Source organism: Sphingomonas zeicaulis, assembly GCF_050433225.1.
Taxonomy (GTDB): domain Bacteria; phylum Pseudomonadota; class Alphaproteobacteria; order Sphingomonadales; family Sphingomonadaceae; genus Sphingomonas_D; species Sphingomonas_D zeicaulis.
In genome coordinates, this window is sequence record NZ_JBNPXQ010000007.1 from 316,232 (window position 1) to 339,782 (window position 23,551).

The 23,551-nt window shown below is 66.8% G+C and carries 17 protein-coding genes; 10 read left to right on the forward strand and 7 right to left on the reverse strand.

Translation table 11 applies throughout. From position 1 onward, the window contains the following. Positions 1-260 precede the first annotated feature (260 nt). From FHS96_RS21775 to FHS96_RS21800, 6 genes are all read left to right on the forward strand, one after another. Positions 261-3,173: a M16 family metallopeptidase gene (locus FHS96_RS21775; protein WP_429596766.1), complete on the forward strand. Its 2,913-nt coding sequence runs from the start codon at positions 261-263 to the stop codon at positions 3,171-3,173. Positions 3,174-3,291: 118 nt separating this feature from the next. Next, complete coding sequence (locus tag FHS96_RS21780; protein ID WP_429596769.1) at positions 3,292-3,588, forward strand: hypothetical protein; 297 nt, start codon at positions 3,292-3,294, stop codon at positions 3,586-3,588. 214 nt (positions 3,589-3,802) lie between these two features. Further along, on the forward strand, positions 3,803-4,447 hold the full coding sequence (locus tag FHS96_RS21785) for a PepSY-associated TM helix domain-containing protein (RefSeq protein WP_429596909.1): 645 nt from the start codon (positions 3,803-3,805) through the stop codon (positions 4,445-4,447). Positions 4,448-4,458: 11 nt separating this feature from the next. Continuing rightward, positions 4,459-4,989: a DUF2271 domain-containing protein gene (locus FHS96_RS21790; RefSeq protein WP_429596771.1), complete on the forward strand. Its 531-nt coding sequence runs from the start codon at positions 4,459-4,461 to the stop codon at positions 4,987-4,989. 19 nt (positions 4,990-5,008) lie between these two features. Next, a complete protein-coding gene (locus tag FHS96_RS21795) occupies positions 5,009-5,836 on the forward strand; it encodes a DUF4198 domain-containing protein (protein ID WP_429596774.1) in 828 nt (275 codons plus the stop codon). An 86-nt stretch (positions 5,837-5,922) separates the two neighbouring features. Beyond that, positions 5,923-6,846: an FAD:protein FMN transferase gene (locus FHS96_RS21800; protein WP_429596777.1), complete on the forward strand. Its 924-nt coding sequence runs from the start codon at positions 5,923-5,925 to the stop codon at positions 6,844-6,846. A gap of 96 nt (positions 6,847-6,942) precedes the next feature. On the opposite strand, the gene FHS96_RS21805 is transcribed toward FHS96_RS21800, so the two are convergent. The 6 genes from FHS96_RS21805 to FHS96_RS21830 all read right to left on the reverse strand — a co-directional run bounded on the left by FHS96_RS21805 (position 6,943) and on the right by FHS96_RS21830 (position 16,038). Further along, entirely contained in the window at positions 6,943-9,258 is a 2,316-nt protein-coding gene (locus FHS96_RS21805) for a TonB-dependent receptor (protein ID WP_429596780.1), read from the reverse strand. Positions 9,259-9,652: 394 nt separating this feature from the next. Continuing rightward, the gene (locus FHS96_RS21810) at positions 9,653-9,895 is read right to left on the reverse strand and encodes a ribbon-helix-helix domain-containing protein (protein ID WP_429596783.1); all 243 of its coding nucleotides are present in this window, start codon (positions 9,893-9,895) and stop codon (positions 9,653-9,655) included. A 339-nt stretch (positions 9,896-10,234) separates the two neighbouring features. Next, a complete protein-coding gene (phbB, locus tag FHS96_RS21815; RefSeq protein WP_429596786.1) occupies positions 10,235-10,957 on the reverse strand; it encodes an acetoacetyl-CoA reductase in 723 nt (240 codons plus the stop codon). A gap of 81 nt (positions 10,958-11,038) precedes the next feature. Continuing rightward, the gene (gene hemH / locus FHS96_RS21820) at positions 11,039-12,019 is read right to left on the reverse strand and encodes a ferrochelatase (RefSeq protein WP_429596789.1); all 981 of its coding nucleotides are present in this window, start codon (positions 12,017-12,019) and stop codon (positions 11,039-11,041) included. Further along, positions 12,016-14,262, reverse strand: a complete 2,247-nt coding sequence (locus tag FHS96_RS21825; RefSeq protein WP_429596792.1) for a molybdopterin cofactor-binding domain-containing protein — start codon at positions 14,260-14,262, stop codon at positions 12,016-12,018. The genes hemH and FHS96_RS21825 overlap by 4 nt, the downstream gene beginning before the upstream one ends. Before the next feature lie 78 nt (positions 14,263-14,340). Next, on the reverse strand, positions 14,341-16,038 hold the full coding sequence (locus tag FHS96_RS21830) for a class I adenylate-forming enzyme family protein (RefSeq protein ID WP_429596795.1): 1,698 nt from the start codon (positions 16,036-16,038) through the stop codon (positions 14,341-14,343). A 69-nt stretch (positions 16,039-16,107) separates the two neighbouring features. Between FHS96_RS21830 and lgt the strand changes: the two genes are divergently transcribed. Then, a complete protein-coding gene (lgt, locus tag FHS96_RS21835) occupies positions 16,108-16,971 on the forward strand; it encodes a prolipoprotein diacylglyceryl transferase (RefSeq protein ID WP_429596798.1) in 864 nt (287 codons plus the stop codon). A 10-nt stretch (positions 16,972-16,981) separates the two neighbouring features. Next, the gene (locus tag FHS96_RS21840; protein WP_429596801.1) at positions 16,982-18,034 is read left to right on the forward strand and encodes a class I SAM-dependent methyltransferase; all 1,053 of its coding nucleotides are present in this window, start codon (positions 16,982-16,984) and stop codon (positions 18,032-18,034) included. Positions 18,035-18,038: 4 nt separating this feature from the next. Here FHS96_RS21840 and FHS96_RS21845 read toward each other — a convergent pair whose 3' ends face one another. Beyond that, positions 18,039-18,776, reverse strand: coding sequence for an SIMPL domain-containing protein (locus tag FHS96_RS21845; RefSeq protein WP_429596804.1), 738 nt, complete (start codon positions 18,774-18,776; stop codon positions 18,039-18,041). Between the two features lie 430 nt (positions 18,777-19,206). Here FHS96_RS21845 and FHS96_RS21850 point away from each other — a divergent pair, with 430 nt between their 5' ends. Together FHS96_RS21850 and FHS96_RS21855 are read left to right on the forward strand one after the other, a co-directional pair. Then, entirely contained in the window at positions 19,207-20,385 is a 1,179-nt protein-coding gene (locus FHS96_RS21850; protein WP_429596807.1) for an efflux RND transporter periplasmic adaptor subunit, read from the forward strand. A gap of 31 nt (positions 20,386-20,416) precedes the next feature. After that, the gene (locus tag FHS96_RS21855) at positions 20,417-23,485 is read left to right on the forward strand and encodes an efflux RND transporter permease subunit (protein ID WP_429596810.1); all 3,069 of its coding nucleotides are present in this window, start codon (positions 20,417-20,419) and stop codon (positions 23,483-23,485) included. Positions 23,486-23,551: the final 66 nt, after the last annotated feature.

A 23,551-nucleotide genomic window follows, 5' to 3' on the forward strand; every position in this document is an offset into this window, starting at 1 on the left:
TGCAATTATGCAACAAGAAGGGGTTGGGTGCGAAATTCTTGTGACGCCCCGCAGCCCGGCGCCGCAACCGCCCTTCGTCGACCTCCAAGCGCCGTTGGTCGAACGGCAATTGCAGGCGTCTGCGACATCCCTGGCTGACTGTCGTCAATGCCCGTCCCAGCGACATCCGCAACCGCTATGCACGCCGATCGTTGCGTGCGTAACCGTCACGGCTATGCTGGGCCATTGCCCATGGCTGCCTTTCAGAAGGATCCCCGTACATGCGTCGTACCGCCGCAGCTTTGCTGCTTGCACCCGTATTGTTGCTCGGCACCAGCGCGATGACCCCCGTGGTCGCGCAGGCGCCGGTCGGCCAGCTCGCGCAGGCGGTGAACATCCCCTATGAGGCGTTCACCCTGCCTAATGGGCTCAAGGTGCTCGTCCATACCGATCGCAAGGCGCCGATCGTCGCGGTGTCGGTGTGGTACAATGTCGGGTCGAAGCATGAGCCCAAGGGCAAGACCGGATTCGCGCATCTCTTCGAGCATCTGATGTTCAACGGATCGGAGAATGCGCCGGGCGACTTCTTCGAGCCGCTGCAGCAAGTCGGCGCGACCGACTTCAACGGCACCACCTGGTTCGACCGCACCAATTATTTCGAGACGGTGCCGACGCCCGCGCTGGAGCGCGCGCTGTTCCTCGAAAGCGACCGCATGGGCCATCTGCTCGGCGCAGTGACGCAGGAGAAGCTCGATAACCAACGCGGCGTCGTCCAGAACGAGAAGCGACAGGGCGATAACCAGCCGTATGGCCTCGTCGAATATGCCCAGCTCGCGGCGCTTTTCCCCGAGGGCCATCCCTATCGCCACTCGACGATCGGCTCGATGGCGGACTTGGACGGTGCCAGCCTCGAGGATGTGAAGAACTGGTTCCGCCAGCATTACGGCCCCAACAACGCGATCCTCGTGCTGGCCGGTGACATCGACGCGAAAACAGCGCGCCCGCTGGTCGAGAAATATTTCGGCGACATCGCCCAAGGTCCGCAGCAGGGCGCGGTCAACGCGCCGGTGCCGACCCTGCCCGCGCCGGTCCGCGAGGAGATGAAGGATCGTGTCGCCACAACGCGGATTTATCGTGACTGGATCGTGCCCGGCCTCAACGACACGGATACGGTGCCGCTGGACATCGGCGCCTCGGTGCTCGGCGGCCTCGCCAGCTCCCGCCTCGACAATATCCTGGTGCGTAACGACAAGCTCGCGGTCGGCGTCACCGCTGGCCTGCAGCAGTTCGCGCAGATCAGCATGTTCGAAATCACCGTCGACGTGAAGCCCGGCGTCGACGCGGCGACGGTCGAGAAGCGTCTCGACGCGATCCTGGCCGATTACATCAAAAAGGGGCCGACCGCTGACGAGGTGAAGCGCGTGGCGACCACCGAGGTTGCCGGCCGCATCGGCGGGCTGGAATCGGTGGGCGGCTTCGGCGGCAAGGCGACCGCGCTGGCACAGGGTCTGCTCTATTCCAACGATCCGGGCTTCTATAAGAAGAACCTCGCCGCCTATGGCACGACCAGCCCGGCGACGGTGCAGGCGGCGCTGCAAAAGTGGCTTTCGCGGCCGGTCTATGCGCTGACGGTGAGCCCGGGCGAACGCGGCGCCTATGAGGAGGCCGCGGACAAGAAGCCCTCTTCCTTCGCGCCCTCCTATTATCGCGTGCCCGCACCGAGCGAGAAGCCGCTGGCGCCGCCGTCCAAAATCCCGGCGGCCGACGCCGCGGCGGAAACCCGCGGCTCGCTGGAAGGCGGCGCCGGCCGCGCGCCGGTTGCCGCGGTCGACCGCTCGAAACTGCCCGAGGTCGGCACGATCGCCGATCTTCAGTTCCCGGCGGTCGAGCGCACCCGCCTCTCCAACGGTGTGGAGTTGGTCTATGCGCAGCGCACCGCGGTGCCGATGAGCTGGGTGTCGCTGAGCTTCGACGCCGGCAACGCCGCCGATCCCAAGGCGCGACTCGGCACGCAGGCGCTGATGCTGTCGCTGCTGGACGAGGGCACGAAGACGCGCAACTCGGTGCAGATCGCCGAACAGCTCGAGCGGTTGGGGGCGTCGTTCAGCCCGCGCGCGTCGATGGACCGTACCACGCTCACCATGTCGTCGCTCTCTGCCAATCTCGGCGGTTCGTTGGACCTTTTTGCGGACATCGTGCGCAACCCGGCCTTCGCGCCGGCCGAAGTGGAGCGGCTGCGCGGCCAGCAACTCGCCGGCATCGCGCAGGAAATGACCGATCCGCGATCGCTGGCGCTGCGCACCTTGCCGCCTTTGCTCTACGGCACGCAGCATCCCTATGGCATCCCTTTCACTGGCAGCGGTGATCCCAAGGCGGTCGCGGCGGTGACGCGCGACGAGCTGGTCGCCTTCCACAACGCCTGGATCCGCCCGGACAAGGTCAAGATCTTCGTGACCAGCGACCGGCCGATCGCCGAGGTGAAGGCAGAGCTGGAGAACAGCTTCGGCAGCTGGAAGGGCGTGGGCACCGCCGGCACCAAGAATGTCGGTGCGACTCCGCCGGCCACACAGCCGCGCATCGTGCTGGTCAACCGGCCGGATTCGCCGCAGTCGATGATCTATGCTGGCGAATTGCTGCCGGGGAAGGGCACCGACGATCTCGATCTGCTCACCGCCGCCAATGATGTGCTCGGCGGCAGCTTCCTCTCGCGGATGAACATGGATCTGCGCGAGACCAAGGGCTGGTCCTATGGCGTGGCTGGCGGCGTCACGCGGCTGGTGGGCGAACCGATGTATGCCATCCGCGCGCCCGTGCAGGCAGATCGCACCGGCGATGCGATCAAGGCGCTGCGCGAGCAGCTTGCCAGCTTCCTGGGCCCCAAGGGGGTGAGCGCGGAAGAGCATGAGCGCACGATCAACGGGCTGACTCGCGAGCTTCCGGGTAGCTTCGAGACCTCGGCGGCGGTGCTCGGCGCAATGCAGGCCAATGATCTCTATGGCCGCTCGGACGATTATTACGACACGCTGGCTGGCAAGTATCGTCGCATGAGCGCCGCGCAGATGGACGCCGCCGCGCGTGCCGCGATCAAGCCAGACAAGTTCCTGTGGGTGGTCGTGGGCGATGCCGCCAAGGTGAAGCCGCAGCTCGACGGGCTCGGGCTGCCGGTCGAGGTGGTGGAAATCCAGGGCAAGTAAGGATCGGACGGGCGGAAAAGGGGCTATGTTCACCCCTCTTCCGCCCCCCTTTCGCCGCGGCCCCACCCCCTCTAAAACCCCCTGGCGGCACGAAAGCCGCCCTGCAGGAGAACAGACCATGTCGCTCGACGGCGCATATGATTGCATCACCAAGTCCCCGATGGGCGAAATGAAGTCTGTGTTCACGGTGGTGACCGATGGCGACAGTTTCTCCGGCACCAATGCCGGCGATCCGGGCACGCTGGAGGTGCAGGACGGCAAGGTCGACGGCAACCAGCTGAGCTGGAAGATGCAGATGACCTCGCCCTTCCCGATGACTCTGGACTGCACTGCGACGGTGGAAGGCGACAGCCTGAAAGGCACCGTGAGCGCCGGTGCGTTCGGCAGCTTTCCGATGATCGGAACGCGTCAGTAAGCTTGGCGCCCCGTCACCCCCCGCGGGGGGGGGGGGGGGGCGGCACCCGCTGCCATTAGCGCGGCGGATTTCCCTTATTCGCCCACGGCATGAGCCCGCGATTGGGCGCACGGGCGCGACATTTCATCGCGCGCTTCACATTGAAACTGCGAATCGTTCTCGATATAGCGTGCCCATCAACCGTATGGGAATCGCTGAGCCCCTGATGAGCAGTATGAAAGCGCCGGTTCAGGGCAGGAAGTCGCGCACCCGCAAAGCCTTCTGGCTCAAGCAACTCCATACATGGCATTGGATCAGCTCGGCGATCAGCCTGATCGGGCTGCTGCTGTTCGCGATTACCGGCTTTACGCTGAACCATGCCGCCGAGATCGAGGCGGCGCCCATCGTGACCGAGCAGAAGGCCGCCCTGCCGGCGTCGCTGCGCCCGTCGATCGCGGCCGCTAGCCCCGACGAAGCCGACACCAAGAAGCCGCTGCCCGACGCGGTGGCGATATGGGTGTCAGGGCGTTATGGCCAGCGCCCGGCGGGTGACGCCGAATGGTCTGCCGCCGAGATCTACGTGCCGCTGCCGCGCCCCGGCGGCGACGGCTGGGTCTCAATCGACCGCGCCACCGGCGACGTCACCGGCGAGGCGACCGACCGCGGCTGGATTTCCTACCTCAACGACCTCCACAAGGGCCGCAACGCCGGCACCGCATGGAAATGGTTCATCGACATCTTCGCCGGCGCATGCCTGGTGTTCGCGCTTACCGGGCTGGTGCTGCTGCAGCTCCACGCGGCGAAGCGACCGAGCACCTGGCCGCTGGTCGCCGCCGGCCTCGCCATACCGGCGCTCATCGCCATCATCTTCATCCACTAGGGGGTCGAGACATGCAGATCGCACACAGGATCATGGTCACCGGACCGGCGCTGGCCGCAGGCGCCGCCGGCCTCGCCGTGCCGGCCGCGGCGCAGACGGTGGAGATCGCCGTCACCATCCCGCGGCTGACCGTGGCCGAATATCACCGCCCCTATGTGGCAATGTGGCTGGAAAAGCAGGGTACGCCCGCGAAGACCGTCTCGGTCTGGTATGATTATGACATGCGCAACAACGAGGGCACCAAGTGGCTGCGCGACGTGCGCCAGTGGTGGCGCGTCTCGGGCCGCACGATGACCTTCCCGGCGAACGGCGTGACCGGTGCGACGCGTGCACCGGGCGTGCAGACCATCGCCTTCCCCGCCGCGCGCCCGCCCTTCGGGCCGATCGCGCCGGGCAGCTACACGCTGGTGATCGAGGCCGCGCGCGAGGTGGGCGGCCGCGAGCTCGTCAGGGTGCCGTTCACCTGGCCGATCAAGTCCGGGCAGGTGCTGCGCGCCGCGGGCACGACCGAGCTCGGTGCGGTCACTCTCAAGGTAAAGTGAGCGGGAAGGGAAGCGGGAGATGAAGAACAGGATGATGCGGACGCTGGCGCTGGTCGCCGCAGGTGCTGCCTTCGTGACGCCGGTGGCGCTGCAGGCTCACCGGCAATGGATGATGCCCTCGGCCACAGTGCTGTCGGGCAATGATGTGTGGGTGACGGTGGATGCCGCCGTTTCCAATGACCTCTTCTATTTCGAGCATCAGCCGATGCGGCTGAACAATGTGAAGGCGGTTGCGCCCGATGGCACCGAGGTGGCGATCGAGAATGGCGCCACCGGCCGCTACCGCTCCACCTTCGACGTTCACCTGACCAAGCCCGGCACCTACAAGATCGTATCGGGCGGGCAGGGCGCGTTCGGTTCGTACAAGCTGAACGGCGAGGAAAAACGCCTGCCGCGCGGGCTTTCGGCGGACAAGCTGGCGGGCGCGATCCCGGCGGGCGCGACCGACGTGAAACTGATGGAAACAGTCAACCGCAACGAGGTGTTCGTGACGGTCGGCGCCCCCACCGACACCGTGCTCAAACCGACGGGCAAGGGACTCGAGCTCGTGCCGGTCACGCACCCCAATGATCTTGTCGCGGGCGAGGCCGCCACCTTCCAGTTCCTGGTCGACGGCAAGCCCGCCGCGGGGCTGGCGGTGACGGTGATCCCCGGTGGCATCCGCTATCGCAGCGATCTGGGCCAGATGGACCTGAAGACCGACGCGCAAGGCAAGGTGCAGGTCAACTGGGCGCAGCCGGGCATGTACTGGCTGAACGCCAGCACATCCGACAAGGGCGCTACGCTGCCCGGCGCGACCGAGCGGCGGATGAGCTATGTGACGACGCTGGAGGTTCTGGCGCCCTGACGCCCGGACCGCGCCTCGAACCACGGATCGCGATTCCCCCGATCGTTTCGCCGCGTGCGTTCGCTGACCGGCCATCCGGCCCGGTCATGGCGCTCGCCGGCGAAACCATGGGGACGAACTGGTCCGTAAAGGCCTATCCGGGCAACCGGATGGACGCGGCCGATGTCGAGGCTGCGATCAAGGCGACGCTCGCGCGGGTCGTCGATGAACTCAGCCATTGGCGATCCGATACCGAGATCAGTCGCTTCAACCGCACCGCCCCCGGCACCTGGCAGGCGATGACGCCCGCGCTCGACCGCGTGCTCGCTGCCGGGTTGGAGGTGGCGCATGCCAGCGCGGGCGCGTTCGACCCGGCGATCGGGCGGCTGGCCGCCGCCTGGGGCTTCGGCCCCGAAGGCCGCCAACCCGCCCCGCCGGAACCGCGCCGCCTTGCCGCGATGCTGGCGCCGCGCGGCTGGCGGGCGATCGAACGGCGCGGCCAGTTCGCCCGGCGCACAGCGGACGTCGCGCTCGATTTCTCGGGCATCGGCAAGGGCTATGCGGTCGATGCGGTCGCCGAGGCGCTGCGGCGACTTGGCATCGGCCATGCGCTGGTTGAGATCGGCGGCGAACTCAATGGCGCCGGCATTCGCGACGACGGCCAGCCATGGTGGGTCGACGCCGAGCCGCATCCGGATTTCACCGAGGCGACGCCGCTGCGCATCGCGCTGCATGGCCTGTCGATCGCGACTTCGGGCGATTATCGCCGCTGGTTCGAGCATGACGGCCAGCGCCATGCGCACAGCATCGATCCGCGCACGGGCACGCCCGTGACCAATGGCGTCGCCTCGGTCACCGTGCTCCATCGACATTGCATGTATGCCGACGCCTGGGCGACCGCGCTGACCGTGCTCGGCGCGGAGGCGGGCATGGCGTTAGCGGAAAAGCGGGGGTTGGCAGTGCGCATGCTGGTGCGCGACCCGCGGCCGGAAGAGTTCATGTCGACGGCGCTCGCCGCGATGTGCGGTTGATCGCCGCATAGACGAAAAAAAGGGGTGGCCGGCGCCGTGCCGACCACCCCTTTGTTCGGATCCGACTGCTGGTCGATGATGACGGCCCTTATCGGGTCAGAAGCTGTAATAGATGCTCGCCACCGCCGAGCGATCCTCGGCCGGTGCCGCCCAGCCATTGTTGCGGATGCTGGTGAAATAGCGCTCGTTGGTGAAGTTCTGGACGTTGACCTGCGCGGTGATGCCCTTGCCCAGCGCATAGGACGCGAAGGCGCGGTGCGTCATCCAGTCCTTGGAGCGGAACTGGGTGCTGTCCGCGAGCGTCGACTGATTGAGCGCGAAGCTGCCCTGATAGGTGAAGCCGTAACCGATCTGCAGCCCGAACGGGAAGCTGTAGGTGGTGAACAGGCTGCCCGCATGCTTGGGCGTCTGGATCAGATCATTGCCACGCTGCGGGTCGGGGTTCGCCGTGCTGTTGGCGCAGCCCGTGGTGCCCGGATTGGCCAGGCAGAAGTCCGACACGCTCTGTCGGATCGACGCATCCAGGTAGGTGTAGTTGGCGAACACCGTCCAGTTGGGGGTGATGTTGCCCGACGCGCCGAGCGCGATGCCGTCTACGCGCGAATGGCCGTCGAGCACCTGAATGGTTGGCGCGATCGGGTCGTTGGAAGCGATACGGAAATTGGTTCGTTCGTTGCGGAACAGCGCTGCGGTGAGCTGTAGCTTGCGGCCGAACAAGTCGAGCTTGCCGCCCACTTCGTAGCTGCGGCCCTTTTCCGGCGCGACATCGCAGTTGGTGCCGCAGCCCGCGCGCACCGTTGCCGAGGAGGGCGTCTTCGAGTTGGCGTAGGAGACGTAGAGGCTGGCGTTGGGCAATGGCTTGAACACCAATCCGCCGCGATAGGAGAACAGGCTCTCATCGCTGATCTGGTCGGCGCCACGGGTATAGACCGAGCCCGTGACCGGCGTTGTAACCGTATCGGCGCGGAAGACGGTGCGGACATCTTCGTAGCGCAGGCCGACATTGACCTCGAACATCTGGTTCAGTTCGAGCGTGTCGAAGCCGTAGATCGCCATGTTGCGAGTGTCGCCGAAGGACTGGCCCGTCAGAATCCGGTTCACCGGCCCTGTCCACGTCGTATTGGGATCGGTGATCGAGATGTTCGGCTGGACGGGGACGGGCAGCGCGCCGCCGGGATTGCGCAGGAGCTGCGCATTCTCGATCTTGTAATCCTCCTGCGCGTAGGAAGCGCCGATCACCATCGTGTTGCGGATGCCTTCGGCCGAGCCCGAAACGACGCGCAGATCGACCTGATCGTAGAGCAGATCATTGGTCTGGTCGCGCACCAGCCCGCGCGGGCCGCTGGGCGTGTAGAAGCCGGGTGCGGTACAGGCGACGCCGAGCGGCGTCCGACCGTTGGCGAGGCAATAAGTCCCCTGCGGGGCGCTGGTCACGGTCGGCTGGTAGACGCGCTGGTAGCGGGTCAGGTTGCGGATCGTGACATTGTCGCTGATCTCATGGCTGAAGGTCGCGGTCACGCGATCGAGCCGCAGCTTCTGCGAATCGAGATTCTCGATGCCGAAATAGTTGCTGTCGTCGACGCCCTGCAGCGGGCCGCCGGCAACCGCATAATAGGGCACGCCATAGACCGGCACATTGTTGTCGGACTGGTGGACATAGGCCAGCGTCAGGCTGGTCGGCCCGTCGACCCCGATCGTGATCGACGGCGCGACGCCCCAACGCTCATTCTTCTCGACGTCGCGGCCGGGAATGTCGTTGTGGTGATACATCGCGTTGAGGCGGACCGCGATCAGGTCATTCACGACGATGTTCGAATCGACGGTGCCGCGATAATAATTGTCGGTGCCGATGCCGGCCTGGATCACCGTGAGGTTTTCCGAGGTCGGCGTCTTCGAGGCGAGATTGATGGTACCGCCCAGCGAGCCCGAGCCATTATTGACGCTGTTGGCGCCGTTATAGACTTCGATCTGCTGCAGGTTGAACGGATCGGAGCGCGTATATTGCGCGCTATCGCGAATGCCGTCGATCGTGATGTCATTGTTGGCGGAATAGCCACGCAGGTTGATCGAGTCGCCGTAACCGCCGCCGCCTTCGCCGGCGCCGAAGGTGATGCCGGGCACCGTCGACAGCGCGTCGCGCAACGTAAGCAGGTTCTGCTTCTGGATCGTTTGCGCCGAGATCACAGTGATAGTCTGCGGCGTATCAAGCAGCGGCGCAGTCGCCTTTGGCGATTCGACTTCGCGCTCACGCGCGCCGTCGACGACGATGGGGTTTTCACGATCCTGTTCAGTCTGCTGCCGAGCGGCGGCCTCTTCGGCATGCGCGGGCGCGGCGAGCGCAACGCAGGAGAGGGCGAGCAAGGCCGGAGTCGCACTAGCGGACACGGACGCCCAAAGTTCGGATCGAAGCATGTTTTCCCCTTCGTCTCATAGTGTTTCTGTCGACGTGAGGGCGCTATTGATAGTGACTCGCAACCTTGTCAATCCAGCTAATGCGACTGCTTCGCTTTTGTATTCAGCTGTTGTTTTCGAAGAACAATGCGGCGCAGCGCCTGCTTGCGAGGGCCACTATCCGAGCGACGTCGTTGCCGACGTTCCCAAATGCTTGGATGGGCGGCCGCGGGGTCATAAAAAAAGGGGCGGCCGGCCCAGGATGCCGACCGCCCCCACGACCCGGGAGCTATGGGATAAGAACAAGCGCGTCGCCAGCCATTCGACGCGGGGCTCTCAATCCACCCCGTTCAGGGTCAGAAGCCTGTAAGGCCTAGCACCGCTATTGATACTTATTCGCACATCCGTCAAGCGCTTATTGCGAGGAGTTCGCTTTAATCAAGAGCCAGATACGGATCGCGCTGGCGAGGTTTGGGGGATCATCGGCGCGGATGCGATCGGCATCTATGCGCGCGATCAAGGCGTTGAGCGGAAGTGCCTCGGCTTCCGCGGCATCGCGCAGTGCCGTCCAGAAGATCGGCTCGAGGCTGATCGAGGTCTGGTGGCCGGCAATCGTCACCGAGCGCTTGATCGGGCCGCGCCAGTCAAAGTCGGTCATGACGGCGGCATCCTCTCATCTTTGCGCAGCTTTCAGTGCCGTTGCTCGCCGACGAAAGCCCGTGAGTACCAGCGTGAGCTGGATACAAAACCTCCAATTCGCTGCCCCGACCTTCAGCCGAGGTCCGCTTCTTCTGTTTTGCAAAGTGGGCGGATGCGCGCAGACGCGACTTATTGGGGGCGATCAATCCGTTCAGAGATCGAAGAAGCGGGATCCCGGCTCAACCCGGGATGACGGACATGTTGGCGCCACATGCGTTCACCCGAGCGCAGCGGCAGTGCCCGACATGATATGCCGGCGGCAAAGGGGCGCGGCCTTTGCGGCACGCGCCCCAAGGCCTCAATACATGTGCTGGCCGCCGTTGAGCGACAGCGTGGTACCGGTGATGAAGCCGGCATCGTCCGAGCACAGGAAGGCAACGCCGCGCGCGATCTCATGTGCCTGGCCGAGGCGGCCGACCGGAATCTTGGCGACGATCTTCTCGAGCACGTCCGCCGGCACCGCCGCGACCATGTCCGTATCGATATAGCCCGGCGCGAGCGCGTTGACGGTAACGCCGGCACGTGCGCCTTCCTGCGCCAGCGCCTTGGTGAAGCCGTGGATGCCCGATTTGGCGGCGGCGTAGTTGACCTGGCCATATTGGCCGGCCTGGCCGTTGATCGAGCCGATGTTGACGATGCGGCCCCATTTGCGCTCACGCATGCCGGGGAACACGGCCTTGCTCATGTTGAAGCAACCACCGAGGTTGATCCGCATCACATCGTCCCACATTTCGTAGGTCATCTTCAGGATGGTGCCATCCCGGGTGATGCCCGCATTGTTGACGAGGATGTCAACGGGGCCGAGTTCCGCCTGAACCTGCTTCACGCCTTCCTGGCAGGCGTCATAATCGCCCACGTCCCATTTGTAGGCAGCGATGCCGGTCTTTTCGGTGAAAGCCTTCGCCTTTTCCTCGTTGCCGGCATAGTTGGCGGCGACGGTCACCCCGGCATCTTTGAGCGCGAGGCTGATCGCCTCGCCGATGCCGCGGGTTCCACCAGTTACGATCGCGACTTTGGCCATCAGTCTGCCTCCTGCATGGTGCACGAAAACGGCAGGGCCTGCCGTCTCCGCGCCTTCGATATTCCCCCCAGCAGCGCGGCTCTACGAAGGACCAATCCAGCCTTCAAGCTGACGCATCACCACTGCGTGTAATAAATTCATTCCAAACTGGGTGTCATTCATGCACGCAAGATAGGCGAAGCGTTCCCCGCCCGCCTCAAGGAAGCTGTCGCGGCCCCGCAGCGCGATCTCTTCCAGCGTCTCCAGGCAGTCGGCGACGAAGCCGGGGCAGAGCACCGCCACCCGGCGGATGCCGCGCGCGGGCAGCGCCTCCAGCGTCGCGTCGGTAGCAGGCTCCAGCCATTTCGAGCGGCCGAAGCGTGACTGGAAGGCGATCTCCACCGGTCGGTCGAGCGCTGCCGCCAACAGCCGCGTGGTTTCGACGCATTGATGATAATAGGGATCGCCGAGATCCAGCGTGCGCTGGGGCATGCCGTGGAAGCTGGCGAGAATCAGGTCCGGCGCGAAATCGAGCGCGGCGAGTTCCTGTTCCACCGATGCCTTGAGCGCGTCGATATAGGCGCGATCGTCATACCAGGGCGGCACCGTGCGCACCGCTGGCTGGAGCCTCAGCGCCCCGAGTGCGCGAAATGCCGCATCGTTGGCGGTCGCGGTCGTCGCCGCGCAATATTGCGGATAGAGCGGCGCGAGCAGGATCCGGTCACACCCCTTCGCCATGAGCGCATCGATCCGCGCAGCGATCGGCGGTTGGCCATAGCGCATCGCCCAATCGACGACCACTGCATCGCCGAACATCGCCTGCAACGCTTCGGCCTGTGCGCGGGTGATCGCCGCCAGCGGCGAGCCGGCCTCGGTCCACACTTCCCGATAAGCGCGTGCCGACTTGGCCGGGCGGGTGTTGAGGATGATGCCGCGCAGGATCGGCTGCCACGCGATCGGCGGGATCTCGACGACGCGACGGTCTGACAGGAATTCGCGCAGATAGCGCTTCACCGCCGCCGGTTCCGGCGCATCGGGCGTGCCCAGATTGGTGAGCAGCACCCCGATCTTGCCCGCCGTCATTTCGCATTCTCCATCATGATCAGGGGCAAGGTGCGCGCACGCCGCCCGGTTGCGGCGCGCAGCGCATTGGCGATCGCCGGCGCCACCGCTGGGGCGACGATGTCGCTGACGCCGCCCGGCAATGCATTGCTCATCACCAGTTCCACCTGGATTTCGGGCATGTCCGCCAGCCGCGGCATTGCGAGATCGCGCAACCGCCGTGCCGTCGCCAGCCCGCCCTCGATATAGGTCGCCATACCCAGCGCGTCGGCCATGCCGGTCACCAGCCCGCTTTCCACCTGCTGACGGACGAGATCAGGATGGATCATCCGTCCGCAATCGACCACGGCAACCAGCCGGTCCACCCTGATACGCCGCGCGCCTTCGAGATGCGCCTCCGCGAACAACGCGACATGGCTGCCCCGCATGCTGTGGCAGGCGATGCCGTGGTGCGACCCCGCGCCGCCGCCATCCCATCCGCCCAGCGCGGCGACGGTGGAGAGGCAATGCGCGAGCCGCCGCTCCCCGGCGAGCAGCGGCAGGCGGAAGTCGAACGGGTCCATCCCGCGTGCCCGCGCCAGCTCATCGATGAAGCATTCGGTGAAGAAGCTGGTCAGCGCATGGCCGCCGCCACGCCAATAGCCCGCCGGCACACCGATATCCGCCGGATGATGGTCGATCGCGAACGCCCCCATGGCATAGGGCGGCACTGCGCCCTCGATCGCCAGCGCGTCTGCCCTGGTCCGGGCTTCGACGAGTGCAGCGTGCGCCGGCAGGCCACCCATCCGCGCGCGCAACTGGCGCACCGTGGCCGGCATCGCGATCTTCGCCTGCCAGCCGAGGATCTGGCCCCGATCGTCGAGCCGCGCCGCCATCCGCGCCGACGCGGCGGGGCGATAATTGTCTTGCAGAAATTCCTCGACGCGCGACCAGCGCACCTGCACCGGGCGCTTGAGTTGCAGCGCCAGATGGGCGGCCTGGCCGGCGAGCTCGACCTCATAACCGTCGCCGAAGCCGCCGGCGCCAAGCATCGGGTGGACGACCACCGCCTCTTCGGCAAGCCCGGCAGCGACGGCCGCGGCGCGGCGGACAGCGGCAGGAGCCTGCGTGGCGATCCACAGCCGCAGCGTGCCATCGGCCAGTTCGGCGGTGGCCGCCGGCGGCTCGGCGGCGGCATGCACCCCCAGCAGCGCACGATATTCGCCGGTCAGTACCTGCTGCCCCCGGAAGGCGGCCGACAGATCACCCTTCTCCGCAATGCGGTGACCGGCGCCACCGAGCGCGGTCGCCAGTGCGGCCTCGATCGCGCCGCTATTCGCCAGAGGCCCGTGCGTTTCGAAGCGCGGCCGCATCGCATCGAGCGCGCGGTTGGCCGCCCACCAGTTGGTGCCCGCCGCCGCCACCCAGCGCTCATGCTCGATCACTGAGAGCACACCGGTGATGCGTTCGCCCGCTGTCTTGTCGATCGCCGCCAATCGCGTGTCGCCGCGCGGGCCGCGACGCACCGCGCAATGCACCAGCCCCGGCAGGCGGACATCGCCGGCATAATTGGCAGATCCATCGACCTTCGCCGGCAGGTCGATGCGCGGCACGCGCTTGCCGGTCAGCCGATTCTCATCGCCTTCGCGCAGAGGAATCGGATCGGGCAGGCCAAGCGTCGCCGCCTCGGCGGCAAGATCGGCGAAACGGATGCGATCCTCACCGCGCACGACAAACCCTTCGAGCGTGTCGCAAGCCTGCCAATCCACCTTCCAGCGGTTCGCCGCCGCCTTGCAGAGCAGCGCCCGCGCGCCGGCGCCCGCCGCGCGGCAGCGCGCCTCGAACCCGCGGATGGTGGTACCCGCGCCGGACAGCATCAGCAGTTCGCGCTCCGCCACCGTCTCGGCATATTCGTCCGCCGCGGCGCTGCCGAGGCGGGCGGCGAGATCCGCGCCCGGTACGAGCCCGAACCTGGCGGCGAGCAGCGGATTCGCATAGAGCGGGTTGAGTGGCGCGGCCTCGACGCCGATCGTCCGCCAGTCCGCCCCCAGTTCGTCCGCGACGATCTGCGCGAGGCTGGTATAGCTGCCCTGCCCGAATTCGGCCTGCGGCACCGCCACCATCACGCGCCCGTCGACGCCGATCTTCAGCCAGGCGTTGAGCACGGCCTCTCCCGGACCGGCCGTGAGGTTGGGCGGATAGCGCCGCGGCCAGGCGAGCCAGCCGACGAGCAGGCCAACACCCGCGCCGCCGCCGATCAGCAGCCGGCGGCGGTCGATCGGCATCGGCGGCGGCGAAAAAGAGAGGTCATCGCTGCCAGATAGGCGGATGCGCCGGGCAAATGAAGCCGCTTGTCCTGCCGATCAGGCAGGAACCGAGGCGTAGCGCGCCTTCAGCGCCACCCGATCGATCTTTTCGGTGCCCAGACGCGGCAGCGGATCGGGCTCGATCCAGATTCGGCACGGGATCTTGAACGCCGCGAGGCGGGGTTCGAGGAAGGCGACCAGCCCCGCCGCATCGACTGTGGTGCCCTTGCGCAGATGTACCGCCGCCGCCGGCGCCTCGCCCAGCCGCTCGTCGGGCACCGCGAACACCGCCACCTCGGCAACGTCGGGATGGCCGTAAAGCGCGGCCTCCACCTCCTGGCAGCTCACATTCTCGCCACCGCGGATGATGATGTCCTTCTTGCGATCGACGATGAATAGATAGCCATCCGGATCGACGAATCCGATATCGCCGGTGCGCAGATAGCCATCGTCGGTGAACAGAGCCGCGCTCGCCGCCGCATCGCCCCAATAGCCGCGGATGTTGCAGATCGTACGAAAGCACACCTCGCCGCGGTGGCCCTGCGGCACCGGCCGGCCGGCATCGTCGAGGATCGCCATGTCGACCAGCGGGCGGGAGGCGCGGCCGGTGCTTTGCGGCTTGTCGAGATAATTGCTGCGGAAATTGCCGCAGCCGACCGCGTTGGTCTCAGTCAGCCCATAGCCGATCAGCGGGCGTGCACCGGCGATCTCGCGCGCGATGCGACCGACATGTTCGGGCGGGCGCGGTGCACCGCCTGCGGCGAAATCGCGGCAGGACGACAGGTCATAACGATGCCGGTTGGGATGCGTCATGATCTCAAAGCTCATCAGCGGCACGCCGACAAAATAGGTGATCCGCTCCGCCTCGATCAGCCGCATCGCCTCCGCAGCATCCCATCGCGGCATCAGCACAAGCTTGCGGCCGAGCGCGAAGCTCTGCAGCATCACCGGCACCTCGGCGGTGACGTGGAACAGCGGCAGGTTGAGCAGGGTCGCGGGCGGCCGGGTCGGCGCATCGCCGTCCTCGGTCGCGATCTGCAGCACGATCAATGTCTGCGCGAGGTAGGAGAAGGTCGCCTGCACCACCGCGCGATGGTCGCTGATCGCACCCCGGCTGCGCCCGGTGGAGCCCGAGGTGAACAGGATCGTCGCATCATCCTCCGGTGCGAGCGCGGGCAATGCAGCAGTCGCCGCGTCTGCCCCGTTGAACAACGGCGCGAGCGCGTCATCGAGCGGCAGCGCCATGTCGATGACGACGGTCACCGGCGCGCCACGGCCGGCATCGGCAATTCGGCGGGCACGGGCCGGATCGGCGAACAGCAGCACCGCGCCGGCATCCTCGATCGCGTCGGCCAGTTCGTCGCCCTGCCACCACGCGTTGAGCAAGGTCGCGACGCCGCCTGCCATCAGGGCCGCCATGTAGAGGATGATCCAGGCGCTGCCATTGCGCGCCGCGATCGCCACGCGATCGCCCTTGCGCACGCCGAAGCGCCCGGCGAGCGCGTGCGCGGCGCGGCTAGCGGCGGCATGAGCGGCCGCGAAGCTGACCCGCTCCTCACCGTTGACGAGGAAGTCGGCATCGCCGTGGAGCCCGCAGAAATGGGCGAAATAGGCGGTGAGCGTGGGCGGGGCCGCCGCGATCACGGGCAGCGCCACGCCGAAGCGTGTCGGCAGCGTCGCCACCGGCAGCGGGCCGTCCGCCGCGGTCAGCGCGTCGGCAGCCGACTCGATCCGCAGGTCGAGTGCAGAAGGCATATCCCTCTCCTTCCTCTTGGTCTTGTCGTTTGGCGCCACTATGAAGGCGCGAAATCGAAGGGAAAAGCCTTGATCCTGTCGCTCACCGCCGCCGCCAGTTCCGCCATCCAGTTCGAATCGCTGGGGCTGAGCAAGGTGGCGCTCGATCTCGGTATCTTCCAGATCAAATGGTATTCGCTGGCCTATATCGCCGGCATCGTCATCGGCTGGTGGTATCTGCTGAGGCTGTTAGCGCAGCCCGGCGCACCGATGACGCGGCGCCATGCCGATGACTTCGTGTTTTACGCCACGCTGGGCATCATCCTGGGCGGCCGGCTGGGCTATGTGCTGTTCTACAAGCCCGAGATGCTGGTCTATCCGCTGCAAGTGCTGAAGCTGTGGGAAGGCGGCATGTCGTTCCACGGCGGCGTGCTCGGCGTGACATTGGCGATCATCTGGATGTCGTGGCGGCAGAAGCTCGATTGGCTGCGCGTGCATGATTATGTCGCCTGCTGCGCGCCGTTCGGGCTGTTCTTCGGCCGCCTCGCCAATTTCGTGAACGGCGAACTGTGGGGCCGCGGCCCCACCGACGTGCCGTGGGCGATCGTGTTTCCCGAGGGCGGCCCGATCCCGCGCCACCCCAGCCAGCTCTACGAGGCGGGGCTGGAGGGCGTTGTGCTGTTCCTGATCCTGGCGCTGTTCTTCTGGAAGACCGACGCGCGCTACCAGCCGGGCAAGCTCACCGGCATCTTCCTGACCGGCTATGGCGCGTTCCGCTTCTTCGTTGAATATTTCCGCCAGCCCGACGCGGGGCTGGAGAATCTCTCCTGGGGCCTTTCTATGGGGCAAACCTTGTGCGTGCCGATGATCCTGGGCGGCCTCTTCCTGATCGTGACCGCCAAGGGGCGCCGCAAGCGGGTGGAGCCGGTCGCCGGGACGACGAGCGTCGCCTGATCGGGCGGCGATGAGCGCGGGAAGCGGCACATCGCTGGCCGACCGGCTGGCGCAGATGATCGACAGGGCCGGGCCGATCCCGGTTGCGCAGTTCATGGCGGCGGCCAATACCCATTATTACGCGACGCGCGATCCGCTGGGGGCTGCGGGCGATTTCACCACCGCGCCCGAGATCAGCCAGATGTTCGGCGAACTGACCGGGCTGTGGCTCGCCGACCTGTGGGATCGCGCCGGGCGCCCCGCGGCGCATTATGTGGAGCTGGGGCCGGGGCGCGGCACGCTGGCGGTGGATGCGCTGCGCGCCGCGCGCGCGGCGGGGCTCGCGCCCCCCGTCCATCTCGTCGAGACCAGCCCGACCCTGATCGCCGCGCAACACAGCCGGCTGCCTGACGCGACCTGGCACGAAGGGGTGGAGAGCCTGCCCGACGACCGGCCGCTGCTGATCGTCGCCAATGAATTTTTCGACGCGCTGCCGATCCGCCAATTGATGCGCACCGCTGCCGGCTGGCGCGAACTGCTGGTCGGTCGCCGCGAAGGCCGCTTCGTGCCGCTGCCCGGCACGGTGCCGTTCGACAGCGCGGTGCCCGCCGGGCTGCTGGGCGCGGGCGAGGGCAGCATCGTCGAATCCTGCCCCGCCGCGGTGGCGATCATCGATGCGCTGGCGCGGCGGCTGGCCGCGCAGGGCGGCGCGATGATCGCGATCGACTATGGCTATGAGGGGCCGGCGGCGGGCGACACGCTGCAGGCGCTGAGCGCGCACCGCTTCGCCGACCCGTTCGAGGCGCCCGGCGAGCGCGACCTGACCGCGCATGTCGATTTCGCGTCGCTCGCCACGGCCGCGCGCCGGGCTGGCGTGACGGCGAGCGGAGTGGTCAGCCAGGGCGGATGGCTGGAGGCGCTGGGAATCGGTGCGCGCAGCGCCGCGCTTGGCCGCGCCCAGCCGGCACGCGCGGCGGAGATCGCTGCCGCCCGCGCGCGGCTGACCGGGGGGGAGGCGATGGGAACGCTGTTCAAGGCGCTCGCCCTCACCGCCCCCGGATGGCCGCAGCCTGCGGGGTTTTAGCGGCTTATTCCAGCTCGAAGCTCAGGTTGACGACCACCGACACGTCCTGCTCACCCGGAACCACCTGGGTGTCGGCAGCTTCGGCCTTCATCGCACGCGCCGCGTACATCGGCACCGGCGGGCCGTAATCCGCCGATTCGCTGATCGTCAGGATGCGCTTCACCCGCAGACCCGCTGCGGCCGCATAAAGCTCGGCGCGGGCGCGGGCGTCCTTGATCGCGGCGCGGCGCGCCTCGTCGAGCGCCGCCTCGGGCTTGTCGATCGACAGGCTCGGGCCGTTGATCTGGTTTGCGCCCTGGCGCACCAGCGCGTCGAGGATCGAGCCGGCCTTGGTCAGGTCACGGAAGCGGATGGTGACGCTGTTCGAGGCTTGGTAGCCGGTGATCACCGGCGGCTGGTTTTCGGCATAGCGATATTGCGGGTTGAGGCTGAGCGTCGCAGTGGCGACGTCGCGCTCGGCGATGCCGGCCTTCTTGAGCGCGGCGAGCACGCCCGCCATCTTTGTCGCATTGTCCCGCATCGCCACGTCGGCTGTGGCCGCCTGGGTAACGACGCCTGCACTGATCGTCGCGAGATCGGGCACCCGGGTGACGGCACCGCGCGCCGAGACGTCGAGCCGCGTGCCGGAAATTGTCTGGATCGGAACATTCACCGTCTGCGCCGCCGCCGGAACGGCGCCCAAAGACACCGCCGCGACCCCGAACATCAGGGGTGCGAACAAGGCGGAAGAGAGGGACTTCATGGCATGACTTCCTTCGGTTTCGACCCGGACGGGCCCCGTTGCGATCACCGGCCCGCTGTGGCGCCGGCGTGCTGCACCCTTTCTGAACATGCTCGTCGGCCGGCGTTCAGCCATAGCATGCGCATGATGCCGCCCGCCTGTGACGGTGCCATCCGGGTAGAGCAGCATCCGGATTTTTCCCGATTCGCGACCATCGCCTGGCCAACGCCCCCGCCCCCGTGCGGTTCCGCCCCGGCCGCTCCAATGCCGTTCGCAGAAAAGCCCGTCGTTCGTCGAGCCACGCTTGAGCGGCCGTGTTGCCGTAGGCAAGCCGCTTAAGAACGCCGAATATGGCGCGCTTGATGGCGGCTTGAGACCGGTGAGTTATTACGGTAATACAGTCGCCGATGATCCAGCGTCATCCGGTTAGACAGGGCGGGAAGTGAGCGGCATGAATTTCGAGCGGAATTTCGACCGTGGGGTCGGTGGCGACGATGCTGTCGATGCAGGCCCACGGCCGCGTCGCCGCTGGCCATGGATCGTCGCCGCGCTGGCGGTGATCGCCGTGATCGCGGCGGTGATGGCGTTCACCGGCAAGAAGGATGGCACCGCGGCGGACAAGCCGAACGCCAAGCAGGTGCCCACCGTCACCGTGGTCGTTCCCGGTCGCCAGACCGTCGATCGCATGATCTCGACCACCGGCACGCTGGCCGCGCGCCGTGAGATGCCGGTGGGCGTGCAGGGCGAAGGCGGCATGGTGACCGCGGTCTATGTCGAGCCCGGCCAGTGGGTTGCCGCCGGCCAGGTGCTGGCGACGATCGACCGCGCGGTACTCGCCCAGCAGAACAGCCAGCTTGCCGCCTCGGTGTCGGTGGCGGACGCCAATGCCCGCCTCGCCCAATCCAACCTCGAACGCGCCGAGCGGCTGGTGAAGCGCGGCTTCATCTCCACCGCCGACGTCGACCGGCTGACCGCGACGCGCGACGCCGAGGTCGCCCGCGTCCGCGTCGCCCGCGCGCAGCTCGGCGAATCGCGTGCGCGCACCGGCCGCCTCGACATTCGCGCGCCTGCCGCCGGCCTCGTGCTGACCCGCGCGACCGAGCCGGGCATGGTCGTCAGCTCCGGCTCGGGCGCGCTGTTCCGCATGGCGAAGGGCGGCGAGATGGAATTGCTCGCACGGCTAGCCGAGGGCGATCTCGCGCGCATGTCGGTAGGCCTCGGCGCCACCGTCACCCCCGTCGGCACCAGCACCAGCTTTTCCGGCAAGATCTGGCAGCTCGCGCCGATCATCGATGCGCAGACCCGGCAGGGCACGGTGCGCATCGCGCTGCCCTACAACCAGGCGCTGCGCCCGGGAGGCTTCGCGCATGCCTCGATCAGCAGCGGTTCGACCGAAGCGCCGCTGCTGCCGGAATCGGCGGTGCTGAGCGACCAGAAGGGCAATTACGTCTATATCGTCAATCCAGACAACACGGTGGCCCGGCGTGACGTGACCACCGGCGGCGTTACCGACACCGGCATCGCCGTGCTTTCGGGGCTGAACGGCACAGAGAAGGTGGTGCTCTCCGCGGGCGCCTTCCTCAATCCGGGCGACAAGGTGGAACCGGTCCGCGCGAAGGCGGCGGGTTGAAGAACGACAGGCGGGGCAAAGGCGGTCGATCATGAACTTTCGTAACATCTCCGCCTGGTCGATCCGGAACCCGGTTCCGCCGATCGTGCTGTTCGTCGCGCTGACACTGGCGGGCATCGTCGCGTTCATGCGGATGGACGTGAACGACAATCCCGACATCGAATTCCCCGCCGCGCAGATCATCATCAGCCAGCCGGGCGCCGCGCCGACCGAACTCGAGACGCAGGTAACCCAGCGGATCGAGGCGGCGGTGCGCGGCATCACCGGCGTGGATGAGATCACCTCCTACGTCGGTGAAGGCACCTCCAACACGACCGTGCAGTTCGTGATCGGTACCCCGGTCGACCGTGCGGTGAACGACGTACGCGAGGCGGTGTCGCGGGTTCGGGGTGACCTGCCCGACGGCATCCTCGAACCGCAGGTCGTACGCATCGATATCTCCGGCGGGCCACTGGCCTATATGTCGGTGGAAGCCGTCGACATGACGCTGGAGGAATTGAGCTGGTTCGTCGACGATACCGTCGCCAAGCGGCTCCTCAACGTCGAGGGCATGGCGCAGGTGCGCCGCGGCGGCGGCGTCAGCCGCGAGATCCGCATCATCCTCGATCCCGCCAAGCTGCAATCGTTCGGCATCACCGCGGTGGAGGTCAATGCGCAGCTCCGCCAGATGAACCTCAACGCCGCCGGCGGCCGCGCCGAGATCGCGGGATCCGAGCAGTCGGTGCGCGTGCTGGGCAATGCCGAGAATGCCTATGCGCTGGGCGAGCGGCAGATCGCGATCGGCGGCGGCCGCACGGTGAAGCTCAAGGACATCGCCGACGTTCGCGATCTCTATGCGGAGCAGCGCGCGCTTTCGACGATGAACGGCCGCCAGGTGCTGAGCTTCGCGATCATCAAGTCGAAGGGCTTCTCCGACGTCACCGTCTACGACAATGCGATGAAGGTGATCGACAAGCTCCGTAAGGAGAACCCCAAGGTCAAGTTCACCCAGCTCTTCACCACCGTCGACTATGTGAAGAGCCAGTACCATTCCGCGATGAGCGCAATGTGGGAAGGCGCGGTCCTCGCTGTGCTCGTCGTGTTCCTGTTCCTGCGGGACTGGCGCGCGACAGTGATTTCCGCGCTCGCCATCCCGCTCTCGGCGATCCCCGCCTTCTGGTTCATGGACCTGATGGGGCTGTCGCTGAACGGCATCAGCCTGCTCGCGCTCAGCCTCGTCGCCGGTGTGCTGGTAGACGATGCGATCGTGGAGATCGAGAATATCGTGCGCCACATGCGCATGGGCAAATCGGCATACCAGGCCTCGATCGATGCCGCCGACGAGATCGGCCTCGCGGTGCTGGCGACGACGATGTCGATCGTCGCGGTGTTCCTGCCGGTGGGGCTGATGCCCGGCATCTCCGGCCAGTTCTTCAAGAATTTCGGCCTCACCGTGGTCGTCGCGGTGCTGATGAGCCTTGCCGTTGCGCGCATGATCACGCCGATGGTCGCGGCCTATTTCCTGAAGGCGCACGGCAGCGCCAGCCATGGCGAAGGCCGCCTGATGGATTGGTACATGGCGGTGCTCGGGTGGACCTTGCGCTACCGGTGGGCGACGATGGGCATCGGCGTCGGCGCGCTGCTCGCTACCGCGGCGGCGATCGCGACATTGCCGATGACCTTCCAGCCCTCGATCAACACCGACTACAGCCAGGTGTCGATCGAAATGCCGCCGGGTTCTACGCTCAAGCAGACGCTCGACACCGCCAACCGCGTTTCCGCGCTGCTGCGCGAACAGCCCGAGGTCGCGGCTGCCTTTGCCGACATCGAGGAGGTCGGCGAGGCCAATATCTTCCTGACCCTGCACAAGGATCGCAAGCGGACGAGCGTGGAATTCGAGCGCGAGACCGCGCCGCTGCTCGCCGACATTCCCGATGCCCGCGTGAATTTCCAGTCGCAGGGCGGCTTCAACGGGCGTGACCTGAACATCACGCTTGTCGGCAGCGACCCCGAAAAGCTCTATAACCACGCGCTGAAGGTGGTCGAGGAACTCGGCACGTTGCGCGAGGTCCGCGCGCCTCGGATCAACGGCGACGTCCAGCGCCCCGAGATCACGATCAAGCCGCGCCTCGACCTCGCGGCCGACCTCGGGGTCACGACCTCTGCGCTCAGCCAGACGATCCGTATCGCGACTCTGGGCGACATCGACCAGAACGTCGCCAAATTCTCGCTCTCCGACCGGCAGATCCCGATCCGCGTCGCGCTGGCGGAAGACAGTCGGCGCAGCCTCTCGACGATCGAGAACCTGCCGGTGCCGACCGCCAACGGCGGATCGGTGCCGCTGAAAGTGGTCGCCGACATCGGCTTCGGCGCCGGCCCAAGCGCGATTCGCCGCTACAACCAGGAACGCCGCATCTCGATCGGTGCCGACCTCGCCCCCGGCCTCGTCAGCGGCGACGCGCAGCCCAAGATCGATGCGCTGCCGTCAGTCGCCAACCTGCCGCAGGGCGTCGAACGCGCCAAGCTGGGCGATGCCAAGTTCCAGGCGGAGATGCTGACCAATTTCTTCATCGCGCTGGCATCGGGCATCTTCCTGGTCTTCGCGGTGCTGGTGCTGCTCTACAAGCGCGTGCTGCCGCCGCTGGTGAACATGGGATCGCTGGCGCTCGCCCCGCTCGGCGGCCTGCTCGCGCTGCACATCACCGGCAACCCGCTGTCGATGCCGGTGATGATCGGTTTCCTGATGCTGCTCGGCATCGTCGCCAAGAACTCGATCCTGCTGGTCGATTTCGCGCTGGAGGAAATGGCGGCGGGCGTGCCAAAGAAGGACGCGATCAACGATGCCGGCCACAAGCGCGCGCAGCCCATCGTGATGACCACGGTCGCGATGGTGGCGGGCATGCTGCCGATCGCGCTGAGCCTGTCCGGAGACGGCAGCTGGCGCGCGCCGATGGGCATCTTCGTGATCGGCGGCCTGATCCTGTCGACCTTCCTCACGCTGGTGATCGTGCCGGCCGGTTTCAGCCTGGCCGTAGGCTTCGAGAACTGGCTGGGGCCGAAGCTGCGCAAGCTGCTGACCAATGGCGGCGAAGAATCGCCGCAGGCCCACCCCGCAGAGTGAACCATTTCGCCTGCGGTTCATTCTTGACCGCGTGAGCGCATCCTCGTCCCCCCGCCTCGACCGGCG

What these genes read in the sequence shown, in the direction of transcription:
- FHS96_RS21800 (WP_429596777.1), top strand. Translation starts at nt 5,923, where the DNA reads ATGGCGCTCGCCGGCGAAACCATGGGGACGAACTGGTCCGTAAAGGCC.
- FHS96_RS21845 (WP_429596804.1), bottom strand. Translation starts at nt 18,776, where the DNA reads ATGAAGTCCCTCTCTTCCGCCTTGTTCGCACCCCTGATGTTCGGGGTC.
- phbB (WP_429596786.1), bottom strand. Translation starts at nt 10,957, where the DNA reads ATGGCCAAAGTCGCGATCGTAACTGGTGGAACCCGCGGCATCGGCGAG.
- FHS96_RS21840 (WP_429596801.1), top strand. Translation starts at nt 16,982, where the DNA reads ATGAGCGCGGGAAGCGGCACATCGCTGGCCGACCGGCTGGCGCAGATG.
- FHS96_RS21780 (WP_429596769.1), top strand. Translation starts at nt 3,292, where the DNA reads ATGTCGCTCGACGGCGCATATGATTGCATCACCAAGTCCCCGATGGGC.
- FHS96_RS21785 (WP_429596909.1), top strand. Translation starts at nt 3,803, where the DNA reads ATGAAAGCGCCGGTTCAGGGCAGGAAGTCGCGCACCCGCAAAGCCTTC.
- FHS96_RS21830 (WP_429596795.1), bottom strand. Translation starts at nt 16,038, where the DNA reads ATGCCTTCTGCACTCGACCTGCGGATCGAGTCGGCTGCCGACGCGCTG.
- FHS96_RS21790 (WP_429596771.1), top strand. Translation starts at nt 4,459, where the DNA reads ATGCAGATCGCACACAGGATCATGGTCACCGGACCGGCGCTGGCCGCA.
- FHS96_RS21795 (WP_429596774.1), top strand. Translation starts at nt 5,009, where the DNA reads ATGAAGAACAGGATGATGCGGACGCTGGCGCTGGTCGCCGCAGGTGCT.
- FHS96_RS21850 (WP_429596807.1), top strand. Translation starts at nt 19,207, where the DNA reads ATGAATTTCGAGCGGAATTTCGACCGTGGGGTCGGTGGCGACGATGCT.
- FHS96_RS21825 (WP_429596792.1), bottom strand. Translation starts at nt 14,262, where the DNA reads ATGCCGATCGACCGCCGCCGGCTGCTGATCGGCGGCGGCGCGGGTGTT.
- FHS96_RS21775 (WP_429596766.1), top strand. Translation starts at nt 261, where the DNA reads ATGCGTCGTACCGCCGCAGCTTTGCTGCTTGCACCCGTATTGTTGCTC.
- FHS96_RS21805 (WP_429596780.1), bottom strand. Translation starts at nt 9,258, where the DNA reads ATGCTTCGATCCGAACTTTGGGCGTCCGTGTCCGCTAGTGCGACTCCG.
- hemH (WP_429596789.1), bottom strand. Translation starts at nt 12,019, where the DNA reads ATGACGGCGGGCAAGATCGGGGTGCTGCTCACCAATCTGGGCACGCCC.
- FHS96_RS21855 (WP_429596810.1), top strand. Translation starts at nt 20,417, where the DNA reads ATGAACTTTCGTAACATCTCCGCCTGGTCGATCCGGAACCCGGTTCCG.
- FHS96_RS21810 (WP_429596783.1), bottom strand. Translation starts at nt 9,895, where the DNA reads ATGACCGACTTTGACTGGCGCGGCCCGATCAAGCGCTCGGTGACGATT.